The organism is Paenibacillus amylolyticus, from assembly GCF_051136285.1.
Lineage (GTDB): Bacteria > Bacillota > Bacilli > Paenibacillales > Paenibacillaceae > Paenibacillus > Paenibacillus amylolyticus_F.
Map to the genome: position 1 here is coordinate 4703106 of NZ_CP194938.1, position 19382 is coordinate 4722487.

1 protein-coding gene is annotated in these 19382 nt (G+C 51.3%); it reads left to right on the forward strand.

What is annotated here, in order from left to right; all coding sequences use genetic code 11:
• Positions 1 to 38: 38 nt before the first annotated feature.
• Positions 39 to 19052 (forward strand): non-ribosomal peptide synthase/polyketide synthase, encoded by a 19014-nt coding sequence (locus tag ACR8BL_RS20620; protein ID WP_434749294.1) that lies wholly within the window; start codon positions 39 to 41, stop codon positions 19050 to 19052.
• Positions 19053 to 19382: the final 330 nt, after the last annotated feature.

Genomic DNA, 19382 nt, shown 5'->3' on the forward strand with positions numbered 1-19382 from the left:
TTATCTACAAACAATCTCTAAAACGGGAGTGTGTCGATGTGAGAGAGAATGCCAACAAGCAATATGGATTAACGCAAGCCCAGCGCCGAATATGGTTCATGGAGATTATGAATCCGGGTACGTCCATCACGATGCTTTCTGCTACCTACCAAATTACGGGTGAGATCGACACACAGCTTCTGGAGCAAGCAGCAACAGAGATCGTCAAAACCTATGATGCTTTTCGAATCCGCCTTAGTGGGGATTTGCAAAATCCAACGCAGTGGTTTGAAGAGCCGGAGAATGTGCAAGCAAGAATAAGCCGACTCGAAATAGGCACAACCGAACAATTTTATGCATGGGTGAATGAATTAAGCGAAAAGCCGGTCAGTGTGTTTGATGAACACCTTCACCAATTTACGATGATCCTTTTTGCGAACGGCCAGGTATGGCTTAATTTGACGATAAATCATATCATCGCTGACGGTTTGTCTGTTAATGCTTTGCTGCATGCAGTAATGGAAAAATATCTGGAACTGCGTAAAGACAAAGACAAAGGCGAAAATAAAGGCATTACGGGAAGTGGCCAGGCCCCTTCCTATCTGGATTATATCTCTGCGGAGCGTGATTATGAGCATTCGGCGCGTTATCAAAAAGGTAAGGAATACTGGCTGACGAAGTACAACACTTTGCCTGAAACGACCGGTATTAAATCGGTTCCGCCATTCTCCATCGGCAGCGAATCCAATACAATCGCCATCACTTTGGACGGTTCCCGGTATGAACGCATTCTGGCCTTCAGTGAACAACATCAGGTCAGCTTATATACATTATTTTTGTCCGCGATGTACGCCTTATTGTACAAACTGACCGATAGCACCGATGTTCCAGTCGGCACGGTTTTTGCCAACCGGACCAGCAAGAAGGAAAAAGAAACCATAGGCATGTTCGTCAGCACCGTAGCTACACGCATTCATCTAAATCCAGACGAGCACGTGCTTTCCTTAATTCACAACGTTGCCAAGGAAAATACAGCAGATCTTCGGTATCAAAAATATCCTTATAATCAGTTAATTCAGGATCTACGCGAACAACACGGTAGAAACGATCTTTCGGAACTGTTCCGTACGTCTCTGGAATATCTCCCTTTGAAAATTGAGGAATACGAAGAAATCAAAGTACGTCTGGAAGCTCACTTCGCTAGGCACGAAATGGACGATTTGTTGCTGCGCTTCGACCATATGTTGAATGAAGGCCATGTCATTCTCCATGCTTCCTATCGTACTGGCCTGTTTGAGACGACCGAGATTGATCGGATTATCGAACAGTATGTAACCGTTCTGGATCAGTTTGTTCAGACTCCGGAACTCGCGGTGCGGGAAATTTCTCTGCTGAGTGATGAGGAGAGACACCGTATTTTCCACGTGTTTAACCCTTCGGTGGCAGAACTGAACGAAGGTGAAGCATTTCATCGGTATGTGGAAAGGTTTGCCCGGGAAACTCCGGATCATCCGGCAGTTGTTTACATGAACGAAGAGCTGACCTATAGCGAATTGAATGAACGCGCCGATCGGCTGGCTGTTCTTCTTCGCGAACAGGGCGTAGGAAGGGAAACGATTACAGGTATTTGGGCGGAACGTTCGGTGGAGTTGCTGGTCGGAGTGCTTGCTGTTTGGAAAGCTGGTGGAGCCTACGTACCGCTGGATCCTGATTATCCAGCGGAGCGGATTGAATTCATGCTCGGTGATAGTAATGCTTCGGTGCTGCTTACGCAGCGTCATCTGTTGGAGCGTGCTGAGGGTTGGTTAGCCGATGAGCGTCTGAAGCTTCAAGCTGTCCATGCACTGGACGATGAAGAAATTTATAACGGACAGGCTCTAAGCGTGAAATTTGAATCTACTGACAGTGCGCCGCAAGACCTGGCTTATGTGATCTATACCTCGGGAACGACAGGACGCCCGAAAGGTGTCATGATCGAGCACGGTAGTCTCGTAAATACGGCGGAAGCGTACCGCCGCGAGTATCGGTTGGATCAGTTCCCGGTGCGTCTGCTGCAGCTGGCCAGTTTCTCATTTGATGTATTCGTCGGAGACATGGCACGTACGCTGTATAACGGAGGCACGATGGTGATTGTGCCGAAGGATGACCGAATTGATCCCAGTCGTTTACATGGCTGGATTCGGGATCAAAACATTACGGTATTTGAATCAACGCCTGCGCTCATCCTGCCGTTCATGCAACATATTTATGATGAAGGGCTGGATGTTAGCTCTATGGAGTTGTTGATTACCAGCTCGGACGCTTGCAGTGTTACCGATTACCGTATACTGCAGGAAAGATTCGGCGGACAATTCCGCATCATTAACAGCTATGGTGTTACCGAAGCGGCCATTGACAGCAGCTTTTACGATGAGCCGCTGGATAAACTGCCGTCATCGGGTCATGTGCCGATCGGCAAAGCTTGGCTGAACGCCCGATTTTACATTGTTGATGCCGCGTTAAAGCCAGTGCCTGTAGGCGTTCCAGGTGAACTTGTCATCGGAGGTGCAGGGGTTGCGCGCGGGTACTGGAACCGTCCGGATTTAACTGCCGAGAAGTTTGTGGACAGCCCTTTTGTACCGGGTGAACGTCTGTACCGGACAGGCGATTTGGCTCGCTGGCTGGAAGACGGTAATGTCGACTTCATTGGCCGGATCGACTACCAGGTGAAGATTCGCGGGTTCCGAATTGAACTTGGCGAAATTGAAACAGCTCTGCTGCGTTTCCCAGGCGTCAAGCAAGCTGTAGTGACCGACCGTATGGATGAGCAGGGGCAAAAGTATTTATGCGGTTACGTGGCAAGTGACGCTTCCTTGCAGCCAAGCGATCTGCTGCTCCAATTGAAGCAAGATTTGCCGGCTCATATGATCCCGGCACGGCTGATGTCTCTGGATAAGCTTCCGCTCACGCCGAATGGAAAAATTGACCGTAAAGCGCTCCCTGAACCGACCGGAACGGTGGAAGTAGGCCATGAGCATGTGGCTCCACGTACCACGCTGGAAACAAGACTTGCACTTATTTGGCAGCAGGTGCTAGGTATTACACGAGTTGGAGTCCATGACGATTTCTTTGAGCTGGGTGGTCATTCCTTGCGAGCCTCCTCGCTGGTGTCCAAGATTCGGAGAGAGCTGCAAGTCGAGGTTCCACTGCGGGAGATTTTCCGTTATACGACGATAGAGCAACTTGCTCAGAGAATCAGCGGGTTAAGGCAGCAGGAGGCGTATGAGATTACGAAGGCGGCTGAGGCCGAGTACTATCCAGTTTCATCTGAGCAAAAGCGTCTGTATGTATTGCGTCAGCTTAACGGAGCTGAGCGCAGTTACAATATGTCGGCGGCGCTTCTTCTCGAAGGTGTGTTGGATCATACGCGCGTTCAGCAAGCGTTCCGGGCTCTGATTCAGCGCCATGAGACGCTGCGTACCGGGATCGAACAGGTTCAGGGTGAGCTTGTGCAACGCATCTATGATGAGGTGGAGTTTTCTGTAGATTTTTTGCAGGCGAGCGAGCAGGAATTGGATCAAGTAGTAGAAGCCTATTATCGCCCGTTTGATCTGACCAAGCCACCTCTTCTCCGCATCGGCCTGATCGCAGTCACCGAGGATCGTCACATTCTGCTGTTCGATATGCACCATATCGTCTCGGACGGCATTTCGACGGCGTTGCTCTTCGACGAGTTCAGCCGCCTGTATCGGGGCGAGAAGCTGGCTCCACTGCACATTCAATACAAAGATTATGCTGTTTGGCAGCATTCTGAAGCCTATGAACGGTTGCTCCAGCGGCAGAAGGAGTATTGGTTGCAACAGTTGTCGGGCGAGCTCCCGATCTTGGAGCTGCCGACGGACTTCCCGCGGCCTGCGGTGCAAAGTTTTGACGGCCGCACCGTGAAGTTTAATATCGGAAAAGAGCGGACGGAGAAGCTGAAAGAACTGGCTGCACGGACAGGCACGACCCTGTATATGGTTCTGCTATCGGCTTACTCCATCCTGATGCATAAATATTCTGGTCAGGAAGATCTAATCGTGGGAACACCCATTGCCGGAAGAACGCAGGAAGAAGTGCAGCCGATCGTGGGCATGTTTATCAATACGCTGGCTATTCGCAGTCGTCCGGAGCGTTCCAAGTCGTACCTTTCGTACCTTGAAGAAGTTAAAGACATCACGCTGGGGGCTTTCGAACACCAAAATTATCTTTTTGAAGATTTGGTGGAAAGTCTTCATATTCCGCGTGCGACCGGCCGGAATCCAATCTTTGATACGTTCTTCTCCCTGCAAAATACAGAGAACGAGCAAATTGTTATCGAGGGGCTGGAGCAATCGTTTTATCCACTGGAAAACCGAACGTCCAAATTCGAGCTGCTCTTGGATATTTCGGAGCTGGACGGTCAGCTTGAGTGCCGGTTGGAGTATGCTACAGCTTTGTATAAACAGGAGACGGCTGAACGATTCGCCAGACATTACGACAAGTTGCTTGAAACTATTGCAGCGGCACCGGGCGGAAATATTGCCTCTCTTGAAATGCTCAAGGAGGAGGAAATCCACGAGCTGGTGCGTGGTTTCAATAATTCGCAGGCAGACTACCCACGTCAGCAGACGATTCACAGCTTGTTCGAAGAAAAGGCAGAGCTATACCCAAATAACGTAGCCGCCGTCATGAATGAGCGAGAGCTGACCTACCGCGAGCTGAACGAGAGATCCAACCGGCTTGCGCGGAAGCTGCGTGAGGCAGGAGTCCACGCGGATCAACTGGTAGCGATTTTGGCTGAACGTTCGCTTGATATGGTCGTCGGCATTCTGTCGATCCTCAAAGCGGGCGGAGCCTACGTGCCTGTCGATCCCGACTACCCGGAGGAGCGCATTCGTTTCATGATCGAGGATTCGGGCGCACCGTTATTGCTGATTCAACAGCATTTGCACGAAAAGACCGACTTTGCAGGAACGCGCCTTGAATTAGACGGTTTCGTTTGGGATGACAACGGAGCGGACTCCGCAGATGCTCTGCACGCTTCCAACCTGGAGCCGATTTCCGGGCCAAACAACTTGGCCTATGTCATCTACACGTCGGGAACGACCGGCAGACCGAAAGGGACGTTGATCGAGCATAAAAACGTTGTACGTCTCCTGTTCAACGACAAGAATCTGTTCGACTTCGGGGCATCTGATACATGGACGTTGTTCCACTCATTCTGTTTTGATTTCTCCGTCTGGGAAATGTATGGAGCATTGTTGTACGGAGGAAAGCTGGTCATCGTACCTCCACTCACGGCGAAAAATCCAGCTGATTTTCTGGCGCTGTTAGGCCGCGAACAGGTCACGATTTTGAATCAGACACCAACGTACTTTTACCAGCTGCTGCGTGAGGCATTATCGGATCATCCATATGATTTGCGGATTCGCAACGTCATCTTCGGGGGGGAAGCACTCAGTCCGTTGTTGCTCAAGGGTTTTAAGACCAAGTACCCGGAAACGAAGCTAATTAACATGTACGGCATTACCGAGACAACGGTTCACGTAACGTATAAGGAGATTACGTGGGTCGAGATGGAGGCAGCAAAGAGCAATATCGGTAAGCCGATCCCAACACTGAGCGTGTATGTTCTGGATGGAAATCGACGTCCTGTGCCAATCGGCGTTGCGGGCGAGATGTATGTGGCTGGAGAAGGTCTGGCGCGAGGGTATCTGAACCGACCGGATCTGACGGCGGAGAAGTTTGTTGATTCCCCGTTTGCGGAGGGGGAGAAACTGTACCGCTCGGGTGACTTGGCTGCTTGGTTGCCAGACGGCAACATCGAATACTTGGGTCGGATTGACCATCAGGTGAAAATCCGCGGGTATCGGATCGAGCTGGACGAAATCGAGACACAGCTTCTGAATGTCGAAGGCGTGGAAGAAGCAGTAGTGCTTGCTCGTGAGGACGGTGGGGGCGAAAAGGCGCTTGTTGCTTACTATGTTGCGAACCGCATGCTGACAGTCAGCGAGATGAGAACCTCGCTAGCTCAGGAAATGCCAGGATATATGATCCCGTCATACTTCGTGCAGATGGAGCGTATGCCGCTGACGTCGAACGGTAAGGTGGATCGCAAAGTGCTACCAGAGCCGCAAGACGGCATGGAAACGGGCGTTGAATTTGTAGCGCCGCGTAACCGGACAGAGGCTCTGCTTGTGAAAATCTGGGAGGATGTGCTGGGCTACTCTGGTATTGGTGTTCTGAACAATTTCTTTGAGCTTGGAGGCCACTCGTTGCGTGCGACGAGCCTTGTCAGCAAAATTCGGAAGGAAATGAACGTCGAACTTCCGCTGCGTGATGTGTTCCGCTACATGACGGTAGAGTCGATGGCGGAGGCTATTTCCAGTTTGGAAGAATCGCAACATATCTCGATTCCGAAAGCGGAAGAGAAAATGTACTATCCGGTTTCCTCCGCTCAAAAAAGGTTGTACGTCCTGCACCAGCTGGATAGCTTGGAGTTGAATTACAACCTCCCAAGCGCCTTGCAATTGGAAGGCACTTTGAACGAGGCCAAAGTGGAAAAGGCACTGAATACTTTGGTGGCCCGCCACGACATGCTGCGTACCGGTTTTGAGATCGTAGACGGGGAGCCGGTTCAGCGTATTTTTCCGCTCACAGCTTTCAAGATAGAGAAGGTTCAAGCAAGTGAAGATCAGGTTGCGGCTATTCTTGAAGGTTTCATTCAGCCGTTTGACTTGACTCACCCCCCCTTGCTGCGTGCCCTGCTGATCGAACTGGAGCCAGAAAAATTCTTGCTTGCGCTGGATATTCATCATATTGCTTCCGATGGCCTCTCTATGGACGTGCTGCTGCGTGAATTCGTGCGGCTATACAATGGAGAAGAATTACCAGAGCTGCGGATCCAATATAAGGATTATGCTGTTTGGCAGCAATCCGAGGAGCAACGTCAGCACATTAAACAACAGGAGGAATACTGGCGCGGGGTGTTCAACTCAGAACTTCCGGTTCTTGAACTGCCTCTCGACTTCTCCCGCCCGGCCGTTCAGCAGTTTGACGGTCAAACGCTCACGTTTACGCTAGATGCGGAGAAAAGTGAAGCTCTTAAACGGCTTGCTGGTGATTCGGGGGCGACGCTGTATATGCTTCTGCTCGCTGCATATTCCGTATTGCTTCATAAATATGCGGGACAGGAAGATATCGTGGTCGGCACACCGATTGCTGCTCGTTCTCACGCTGATCTACAGCCGATTATCGGTATGTTTGTCAATACGCTGGCTCTTCGCTTGGAACCAGCTGCGGAGCAAACGTTTATGGATTATTTACAGAAAGTAAAGGAAACGACGCTTGGAGCCTACGAGCACCAGGATTATCCGTTCGAAGAACTGGTGGAAGCTCTTCAGGTAAGCCGGGACTTAAGCCGGAATCCGCTGTTTGATACGATGTTTTCATTACAAAAGCACGAAAGCCTGGATTTAATCCTTGAAGGTCTGCAATGGTCGCTGTATGACATTGAGGAAAAAACAGCAAAGTTTGATCTTAGTTTGGATATTGTGGAAGCCGGTAACGAATTGATTTGTAAGGTTGAGTATGCTACTTCGTTGTTTAGACAGGAAACGATGGTAAGGCTAGCGGGTCATTACGAGCAGCTTTTGGCGTCGATCCTGGCTCAGCCGAGTTCGCGGATTTCGGATTTAGATATTCTGATGGACAACGAAAAACATGATCTGCTGGTCGGTTTTGACGTATCGTCTGCGGCTTTTGCGAAGCAATCCGCGGAAGAGGGGACGGGTCTGGAAGCTCATGAGTCGTGGAGGGAGAGAACGTTCCACGAGCTGTTCGAGGAACAGGTAAAACGCACTCCGGGAGCGTTGGCGGTTGTCTACGAAGACAACAAGCTGACGTATGCGGAGCTAAACGCCAAAGCGAATCGTCTGGCATATGTACTACGGGCGCAAGGCGTGAAGCCGGAGCAGGTGGTCGGCATTCTGGCCGGTCGTTCGGCGGAGTTATTGATCGGGGTACTCGCCGTATGGAAAGCGGGCGGCGCTTATGTGCCGCTTGATCCAGACTATCCGGCGGAGCGGATTGAATACATGCTCGCGGACAGCGGGGCATCGGTGTTGCTCACACAAGCCTGCCTGTTGGAGCAGGCGGAAGCTTGGAGCAAAGATAGAACTCTAGCGCTGCAAACAGTGCTTGCACTTGATGATGCGGCGACGTATAGCCTCGGAGTATCGGAAACAGCCGTGAGCTTACAAGCTGAGGTTGAAATAGTGGCAGAGGTAGAGGCTTTGGCACAAGCGGAGACGGCTGTCGCGGAAACGTCCGTTACGGCAGAAAGCGAGCAAAGCGCATTATCGGCAGACTTTGTATCGGATCCGGCGAATGTGAACAAGCCAGGCGATCTGGCTTACGTTATCTACACCTCCGGTACGACGGGCCGTCCGAAGGGCGTGGCGGTGGAACACCGCAGCCTGATGAATACGGCGGCGGGATACCGTCGGGACTACCGCTTGGATCAGTTCCCGGTCCGGTTGTTGCAGCTCGCGAGCTTCTCGTTCGATGTATTCGTCGGCGACATTGCGCGGACGCTTTACAACGGTGGAACCATGGTCATTGTGCCGAAAGACGACCGGATTGACCCAACCCGACTCTACGGCTGGATTCATGATTACGCTGTGACGGTGTTTGAATCAACCCCGGCGCTGATCGTGCCGTTCATGGAGCATGTGCACGCCGAGGGTCTGGATCTCAGTTCGATGGAGTTGCTGATTACAAGCTCTGATGCTTGTAGCGTAGCGGATTACCGCAACTTGCAGGAGCGCTTCGGCTCGCAGTTCCGTATCATCAACAGCTATGGCGTAACAGAGGCGGCAATTGATTCGAGCTTCTATGACGAGCCGCTGGAACAGTTGCCGAAGACAGGCAGTGTGCCGATTGGGAAAGCATGGCTGAACGCCAAGTTCTACATTGTGGATGCGAATCTGAAGCCGGTGCCTATTGGAGTTCTCGGCGAGCTGGTGATCGGCGGGGCGGGGGTGGCCCGTGGTTACTTGAACCGCCCGGATTTGACAGCAGAGAAATTTGTGGATAGCCCGTTCGCCGCTGGAGAGCGGCTCTACCGGACAGGTGACCTGGCGCGCTGGATGCCGGATGGTAACGTGGACTTCATCGGCCGGATCGACAACCAGGTGAAAATTCGCGGTTATCGAATCGAGCTTGGTGAGATTGAAGCGGCCATGAAAAATGTTGCTAACGTGCGTCAGACACTTGTCATTGATCGGACGGACGAGCGGGGGCAGAAATATTTGTGCGGGTATGTCGTAGCGGATTCCAGCTTTGATCTGGAGGAGCTTGTGGCTCATCTGGACGCCGTGTTGCCTTCCCATATGGTGCCTTCACGTATTATGCGCCTGGATCAAATGCCACTTACGCCGAACGGCAAGATCGACCGCAAAGCGCTGCCTGTACCGGAAGGAAGCATTCGCGCCGAGGCTGCATACACGGCGCCTCGTACTCCTGCTGAGCAAGCCCTTGCTTCGGTCTGGCAGTCCGTGCTGGGTGTGGATCAGGTTGGTACGATGGACAATTTCTTTGCGCTCGGCGGTGATTCAATCAAGGCTTTGCAAGTATCGTCCCGTCTTTTACAAACGGGGTACAAGCTGGTCATGAAAGATTTGTTCCATTATCCAACGATTTCTGCCCTTAGTTTACAGCTGCAAACGGCGGAGAGAACGGCAAGTCAGGCCGAAGTGACAGGGGAGGTCATCTTAACTCCGATTCAGCGCTGGTTTTTTGAACAAAATCCGGCCGATGTACATCACAGCAATCAGGCGTTCATGCAGTTCTCCCAGTATGGCTATGACGAAGGTGCCTTACGCCAAGCAGTGCGTCAACTTGTCATGCATCATGATGCTCTTCGTACGGTTTACCGCCAAACCGAGAACGGTTATACCGCCTGGAACCGCGGCGCCGGGGAGAACGAAGTTCTGTTCGATCTGGAAGTTGTCGATTTTAAGGGAGTCCATAACGTGAACGAAGCGGTAGAAGCTAAGGCGAATGACATTCAAGCGAGCATTGATCTGGAAAACGGCCCGCTTGTGAAGCTCGGCTTGTTCCGCTGTGATGACGGCGACCACTTGCTCATCGCGATTCACCACTTGGTCGTAGACGGCGTATCCTGGCGGATTCTTCTTGAGGATTTTGCAACTGGCTATGAGCAGGCACAGCAAGGGCAACCGATCCGTCTGCCGCTCAAAACAGATTCCTTCCAAACGTGGGCGAAACAGCTCGCTGATTATGCAAACGGCTCGGCGATGGAAGGCGAAAGAGAGTATTGGCAGCATATCGAGCAATTGAGCTATGAGCCACTGCCGAAAGATTTTGAACAAGGTAAATCCAAGCTGCAGAACAGCGGGCTCGTGACCGTTCGCTGGTCGGCGGAGGAAACGCAGCAGCTGTTGAAGCAGGCACACCGTGCCTACCATACGGAAATGAATGATCTGCTGCTTGCGGCGCTTGGCCTCGCGGTAAAAGATTGGAGCGGTCTGGACCGCGTGCTGGTAAATCTCGAAGGCCACGGCCGGGAAGAACTTTTGCCAGATGTAGACATTACGCGCACAGTTGGCTGGTTTACAAGTCAGTTCCCTGTCGTTCTCGAGCCTGGTCATGCTCAGGCACTTGGTCATCAGGTGAAACAAGTAAAAGAAAACTTGCGCCGCATCCCGAACAAAGGAATCGGCTACGGCATTCTGCGTTATATGTCGACACCGCGTGAAAACGAGCGCTTTGCTTTGGAACCAGAGATCAGTTTTAACTATTTGGGTCAGTTCGACCAAGATTACGAAAGCAGCGGTTCACAGCTGTCTCCGTTTAGTCCAGGCTCTGATTCAAGCCCAAATGCTGTGATGGATTTTGTCCTTGATATCAACGGGATGGTATCGGAAGGAATATTGGAACTCACGATTCGATATGGGGAAACTCAGTATCAACGGGATACGATAGAACGTCTGAGCACCCTGCTTCATTCGAGCTTGCTTGAAGTCATCCGTCATTGCGTATCCAAAGAACGGCCGGAGCTTACGCCTAGTGACGTGCTGCTACAAAATGTGACGGTGGAAGAACTGGATCGGTTGGCTGAACAAACGGCGAAACTAGGTGAACTGGAGAATGTATACACCCTGACTCCGCTACAAAAAGGGATGTTGTTCCACAGCCTACTGGATGCGGATTCGGAAGCTTACTTCGAACAGGTGACCTTTGATCTGCACGGAAGCCTCAATGTTGAAGCTTTTACAAAAGGACTGGATACGCTAGTGCAGCGGAATGAGGCGTTACGAACCAACTTTATTACCGGCTGGAGAGACGAGCCAATTCAAGTGGTATTCCGCGAGCGGAAGTGTGAAGTGTACTTCGAAGATATTCGCTTCGTAAGCGACGAAGACCCGGAGAAAATGATAGCCGATTTTGTCAGCGCAGATAAAGCGAACAAATTCGATTTGGCTCAAGGCTCTCTGATGCGCGTTACCGTTTTGCACACGGGGGATGAGTCCTATCATGTGATCTGGAGTCACCATCACATTTTGATGGACGGCTGGTGTATGTCTTTCATGATTAAGGAAGTGTTCGACACCTACTTCGCGTTTCAGGAGAATAGTACAGCGGAGCTTCCTCCGGTTACTTCATACTCTCGGTATATCGAATGGCTGGAAGCTCAAGATGCTGCGAAAGCTGCACGTTACTGGTCAGACTATTTGGCAGGTTACGATCAGCAGACCAAGCTACCTCAGGAGAAAACGCAGCTGAAGCAGGGCGCTTTTGAAGCAGCTGAAATCGATGTGGAGCTCAGCAAGGAACTGACGGGGCAAATTGAGCGGGTAGCACGCCAGCAGCAGGTGACACTTAATACGTTCATGCAGACCATATGGGGACTGGTTTTGCAGATATACAACAACAGTGAAGATGTCGTGTTTGGCTCGGTCGTATCTGGTCGTCCGGCGGAAATTCCGGGCATCGAAAGCATGATCGGCCTGTTTATTAATACGATCCCGGTTCGTATTCAAGGCAAAGCCGAGGAGACTGTAGCCGATATCTTGAGGAAAACCCAGGATCAAGCGCTGGCATCAGGAGCTTACGAAACGTTCCCATTGTTCGAAATTCAGTCGCTGAGTGAGCAAAAGCGCGACTTGATCAACCACATTATGGTCTTTGAAAATTACCCGATGGAAGAACAGATTGAACAGGTTGTCGGCGGAGACAAAGAAGCGTTGAAAATCGCTAATATCCAGTCGCCGGAGCAAACGAACTACGACCTGGACATTACCGTCATTCCGGAAGAGCATATTTTGCTGCGGTTTACGTATAATGCGCTGACATACAGAGAGGAAGACATCAAGGCGATCCACAGTCATTTTGCCCGGGCACTGGAGCAGGTTGCGGCTAACCCGAACATACGGGTGAATCAGTTGGAGCTTTTGACTGCGGCGGAAAAAGAGCAAATTCTTGGCGCGTTTAACCCGGCACAGTGGGAGGCAGCCCCTATAACGACGTTCCACCGGTTATTTGAGGAACAGGCGGAGCGTACACCGGGAGAGGCAGCTGTTGTGTACGAGAATGACAGGCTAACGTATACAGAGCTGGACGAGCGGGCGAACCGTTTGTCGGTCACACTTCGTGCAAGTGGCATTGGCCGGGAGACAATCGTTGGCATTCTCGCCGAGCGCTCGGTCGATTTGCTAGTGGCCGTTCTGGCCGTTTGGAAAGCAGGAGGGGCCTATGTACCGCTTGACCCGGATTATCCGGCAGATCGCGTGCGATTCATGCTTGAGGACAGCGGAGCCAAGGTACTGTTGACACAAACTCCGCTGCGAGGACGTGCCGAAGCCTGGCTTGGTGAAGAGGAACTGGCACTGGAAGCGGTGCTGTACCTTGATGATGAAGCGTCGTACAGCGAGGAGCGGGCGAATGCACCGATGAGCTCTGGTATGGTATCAGGCTCCGTTTTTGACAAAGTTTCTGACAAGCTGAAAGGTGCTGTGAACGATGGCGATGCGAGTCATCCAGATGTTGTTGATGTTGCTGACATGGACAGTTTCCATGAAGCACGTCCAGAGGATCTGGCATATGTAATCTACACGTCGGGAACAACGGGCAAGCCGAAGGGTGTCATGATCGAGCACCGCAGTCTGGTGAACACGGCGGCGGGTTACCGTCGGGAATACCGATTGGATGAGTTCCCGGTGCGGTTGTTACAGCTCGCAAGCTTCTCATTCGACGTGTTCGTGGGCGATATTGCGCGCACGCTGTACAACGGAGGTACAATGGTGATTGTGCCGAAGGACGACCGGATTGATCCGTCTCGTCTGCACCACTGGATTGAGCGGGAGCGGGTGACCATCTTCGAATCGACACCAGCGCTGATCGTGCCGTTTATGGAATACGTGCATGAGCAGGGGCTGGATATGAGTGGAATGGAGCTGTTAATTACAAGCTCGGACAGCTGCAGCGTAGCCGATTACCGAACCTTGCAGGAACGCTATGGCTCGCTGTTCCGGATCATCAACACCTACGGCGTGACGGAAGCGGCGATTGACACCAGTTTCTACGACGAACCGTTGACGAAGTTGCCGCAGACAGGTCATGTACCCATTGGCAAAGCGTGGCTAAATGCGAAATTTTATATCGTGGATGCCCATATGAACCCGGTGCCCGTTGGCGTACTTGGCGAATTGGTTATCGGCGGAGTTGGGGTCGCACGCGGGTACTTGAATCGTGCAGAGCTGACCGAAGAGAAGTTCATAAGCAGCCCGTTCACCGAGAGCGAGCGACTGTATCGCACGGGAGACTTGGCGCGGTGGATGGAGGATGGCAACGTGGATTTCATTGGCCGGATCGACAACCAGGTGAAAATTCGGGGATACCGGATCGAGACAGGTGAAGTTGAAGCGAAGCTACTCAGCGTTAGTGCTGTGAAGGAAGCTGTCGTTGTTGTCCGGGAAGATCAAGAAGGTCAGAAAGCGTTATGCGCATATTATACAGCAGAAGAAGGTTTGACTGCGCTCGACTTGAAGCGGGCTATTGCCAGCGAGCTACCAGGGTACATGATCCCGTCATATTTCATGGAGCTGGAGTACCTGCCTCTCACGCCAAACGGAAAGATCGACCGTAAGGCATTACCTGCACCAGAAGCGGGAGCAGGCGGAGGACGTGAATACGTGGCGCCGCGTACCGAACTGGAGGTAAAACTGGCTGCTATTTGGCAGGAGGTGCTTGTTCGTGACAAGGCTGTTAGCGTAACGGACAACTTCTTCGATCTCGGCGGACACTCTCTGCGAGCGACAACGCTTGTTAGCAAAATGCATAAAGAACTAGGCATTGAATTCCCTCTTCGTGATGTGTTCAATTACTCGACGGTTGAGGAAATGGCTATGGCTATGGAGCAACTGGAGACCCGTTCGTTTACATCTATTTCTGCCGCGGAACCGAGCGAGTATTATCCGCTCTCTTCGGCTCAGAAACGCCTCTACATCTTGAACCAGCTGGAAGGAGGCGAGTTGAGCTACAACATCCCAGGAGCTATGTTGCTTGAGGGAGATCTCGACCGACAGCGGTTTGAAGAAGCGTTCCGCGGGCTTGTAGCTCGGCATGAAACACTGCGTACCGGCTTTGAGATGGTTAATGGCGAAGCCGTTCAGCGGATTTATGAAGAAGCTGTCTTCCAGGTGGAATATGTGCGGATCAGCGAGGAGCAAGCGGAAGAAACAGTGCGCCAATTCATTCGTGCATTTGATCTGGCTCAGCCACCCCTTCTGCGTGTAGGCCTTGCTGAATTGGCACCGGATCGGCACATTCTGATGTTTGATACGCATCATATCGTATCTGATGGCGTTTCGATGGACGTACTTATTGAGGAGTTCGTACTCCTGTACAGTGGGGAGTCGCTCGAACCACTCCGTATTCAGTACAAAGATTATGCGGTGTGGCAACAATCGGACGAGCAGAAAATGCTGCTTGCCAAGCAGGAAGCCTACTGGCTCGATATGTTCAGCGGAGAGTTGCCTGTTTTGGAATTGCCGACAGATTATCCACGCCCGGCGATGCAGAGCTACGAAGGGCGTACACTGCAATTGTTTATGAACAGCGAGAAAAGCGAGGGTCTGAGACGGCTTGCTGCTGAGAACGGTGCAACACTTTACATGGTTCTGCTAGCTGGCTATACCATATTATTGCAAAAATATACAGGGCAAGAAGACGTCGTTGTCGGTACGCCGATTGCGGGAAGAAATCATAACGATGTTCAGCCGTTGATCGGGATGTTTGTTAATACCCTGGCCATTCGTAGTTATCCGGCTGCCAGCAAAACATTCCTTGACTACTTGAAGGAAATCAAGGAGACAACCCTTGGCGCTTTTGAACATCAGAATTATCCGTTTGAGGAACTGGTGGATAAGGTAAACGTGGTTCGTGATTTAAGCCGCAATCCGCTGTTTGATACGATGTTTGCTTTGCAGAATACAGAGAATGTGGAAATTCAGCTTCCTGGACTCCATTTGTCGACGTATGCCAGCGAAGAAATTGTTTCGAAATTTGATCTAAGCCTGGACGTCACAGAGGTTGAAGAAGGTTTGGAATACTTGTTTGAATACGCAACGGCTCTTTATAAAACCGAAACCGTGGAGAAATTGGCAGCTCACTATTTGGAACTGGTTGAATCGATTCTCCATAACCCATCGGCAACCATTGCCGAATTGAACTTGCTGACGGCAGAGGAAAAAGAAATTCTCGGCGCGTTTAACCCTACGCGCCCTGAAGAGGAGGCAGTTCCTGCGGCTACATTCCACCGTTTGTTCGAGGAACAAGCAGAGCGAACGCCGGGAGATGCAGCCGTTGTATACGAGAACGACAGGCTGACGTATGCGGAGCTGAACGAGCAGGCAAACCGTCTGGCGGCTACGCTACGAACAAGCGGCATCGGCAGGGAGTCAATCGTTGGCATTCTTGCCGAGCGTTCGGTGGACTTGTTGGTGGCCGTACTGGCTGTCTGGAAAGCGGGCGGGGCGTATGTACCACTCGACCCGGATTATCCGGCAGACCGTGTACGCTTCATGCTCGAAGACAGCGGAGCGAAGGTGCTACTGACGCAAACGCTACTGCGAGAACGTGCTGAAGCCTGGCTCGTTGAAGAAGAACTGGCGCTGGCGAAGGTACTTTATCTGGACGACGAGGAATCGTATAGCGATGTGCGGGCAAATTCATTGATGGACTCGGGTATAGTTTCGGACAAGCTGAAAAGTGCTGCGAACGATGGTGATGAGAGTCGTCCAGATGTTGTTGATGTTGCTGGCATGGACAGCTTCCATGAAGCACGTCCAGAGGATCTGGCGTATGTAATCTATACATCGGGAACGACCGGGAAGCCGAAGGGCGTCATGATTGAGCACCGCAGTCTGGTGAACACGGCAGCGGGATACCGCCGGGAATACCGGTTAGAACAGTTCCCGGTGCGGCTGTTGCAGCTCGCCAGTTTCTCGTTTGATGTGTTCGTGGGCGATATTGCGCGTACGCTGTACAACGGAGGCACAATGGTGATTGTACCGAAGGACGACCGGATTGATCCGTCTCGTCTGCACCATTGGATTGAACGGGAACAGGTGACCATCTTCGAATCGACGCCAGCGCTGATCGTGCCGTTTATGGAATATGTGCATGAGCAGGGGCTGGATATGAGTGGAATGGAGCTCTTGATTACAAGCTCGGACAGTTGTAGCGTAGCCGATTACCGAACCTTGCAGGAACGCTATGGCTCAGTGTTCCGGATCATCAACGCCTACGGCGTGACGGAAGCGGCGATTGACACCAGTTTCTACGATGAACTGTTGACGAAGCTGCCGCAGACAGGTCATGTACCCATTGGTAAAGCGTGGCTGAATGCAAAGTTTTACATCGTGGATGCTCATCTGAATCCGGTGCCCGTTGGTGTACTTGGTGAGCTGGTTATCGGCGGAGTTGGTGTGGCACGCGGGTACTTGAACCGTCCGGACCTCACGGAAGAGAAATTCGTAGATAGTCCGTTCGCCGAGGGAGAGCGACTGTACAGAACGGGAGATTCAGCTCGTTGGATGAAAGACGGCAACGTGGACTTTATCGGTCGGATCGACAACCAGGCGAAAATTCGGGGGTATCGTATCGAAACGGGCGAGGTCGAAGCGATGATGCTGAGTGTAAGTGGTGTGAAGGAAACGGTCGTTGTTGTCAGGGAAGATCAGGAAGGTCAAAAAGCGTTGTGTGCTTATTACACAGTGGAAGACGGCTTGACCGCGGCAGAACTGAAACGGGAGATCTCCAACGAGCTGCCAGGATACATGATTCCGTCATACTTTGTGGAGCTGGAGCGATTGCCTTTGACGCCGAATGGGAAAATAGATCGGAAGGCGCTACCTGCGCCGGAAGGGGGAGCAAGTGCAGGCCGCGAATACGTGGCACCGCGCACCGAGTTAGAAGCAAAACTGGTTGCCATTTGGCAGGATGTACTCGGTTCGGTCAAGGTTGGCGTAACGGACAATTTCTTCGACCTTGGTGGGCATTCTCTGCGAGCAACGACGCTGGTAAGCAAGGTGCACAAGGAGTTAAGCGTAAACCTGCCGCTGCGTGATGTGTTCCGGCATGCAACCGTCGAATCGATGGCCGAAGCAATCAGCCAATTGGAGCGTCAGGAACACCTCTCCATTCCTGTTCTGGATAGGAGGGATTACTATCCGCTTTCCTCCGTACAGAAACGGTTGTACATCCAGCAACAGATGGAAGGCGCCGAGCTTAGCTACAACATGTCTGGCATGACAGTTCTCGTCGGGCGACTGGAAAGGCAACAATTCGAGGCGGCACTCAAAGGACTAATTGCTCGTCACGAAATTTTGCGAACGGGCTTCGACATGGTAGGCGGTGAACCTGTACAACGGATTTATCGGGACTTGGAGTTTGCCGTCGAGTATACGAAAGCGACGGAGAGTGAAACCAAGAGCATCGCAGACAGCTTTGTGCGTGTCTTTGATTTGGAGCGGCCGCCGCTACTACGTGTGGGTATAGTTGAATGGGAAGCAGAACGGCATCTGCTCATGTTGGACATTCATCATATCGTCACGGATGGTATGTCGATGGGCATCATCGTTGAAGAGCTGTTACGCCTGTATAACGGTGAAACGTTGGAGCCACTTCGCATTCAATACAAAGAATTTGCTGCCTGGCAGCAGTCCAAACCTGTACAAGAGCGGCTGAAACGTCAGGAAGCCTACTGGCTGGATATGCTGGAAGGTGAACTGCCAACGCTGGAACTGCCAACTGACTTTGTCAGACCAGCCACTCGCAGCTTTGAGGGAGATGTACTGCCTTTCAGCATTGACAAGCTGATGACTGACAACTTGCAGCGCATCGCCGATGAGAATGGTGCTACCCTGTATATGGTATTATCGGCCGCCTATTCCATCCTGCTCAGCAAGTACTCGGGACAAGATGATTTCATTGTAGGCATGCCGGTTTCTGGTCGCACGCACGCTGACCTGGAGCCGCTCATCGGAATGTTTGTCAACACATTGGCGATTCGCCATTATCCATCCGGGGAGAAGACGTTCCTCACTTACTTGAACGAAGTCAAAGAAACGATGCTGGGAGCTTACGACCACCAGGATTATCCGTTCGAGGAGCTTGTGAAAAAGTTGCAGGTGCCGCGAGATCAAAGTCGCAATCCTGTATTCGATGTTATGTTTGCTCTGGAAACGAAGGAAGATAACGTTCAAAGTTTCGGGGAGATCCAGATCGAGTCATATCCGGAAACGCATGCCGTGTCTCAATTTGATCTTACCTTGATCATTTCGTTGCTGGATGGGGGAATGAACGGGCAGTTTGAATATGCCACCAAATTGTTCACACGCAATCTGATCGACAATTTTGCGCAAGACCTGCTTATGATCATCAATCAGGTTTGCGAACAGCCTTTTATACTTTTGAAGGATATTTCCTTGAATGGACAATCCGAACAGGAGCAAGATGAGCTAGAAGCCATTGATATTCTTTTCTAATCCATTAGCCGGCTTGGGTGTATGCCGCAATTCGTTCGGCACGCATCCTGAGCCAGGTGGTTTTTAATGATAGGGAAAGTCCACCTTAGGAATCTAATGTCTGGCGCTGCGAGTGATGGAAATGATTTATAGAAACTAAATATGTAATATAAGTGAACTTCATATCCCGTGGAAAGGTACTTATCGATTAGTCTAGGACGAGCGAATAATTACGGGAATTGTTGAAGTACAATTGAGCTATGTCAAAATAAAAGCTCTGAACTTCAGGTATTAATGGATAATGAAGGAAGATTAGAACGTAAAATCAATTATGTGAGTATAATGTAATAT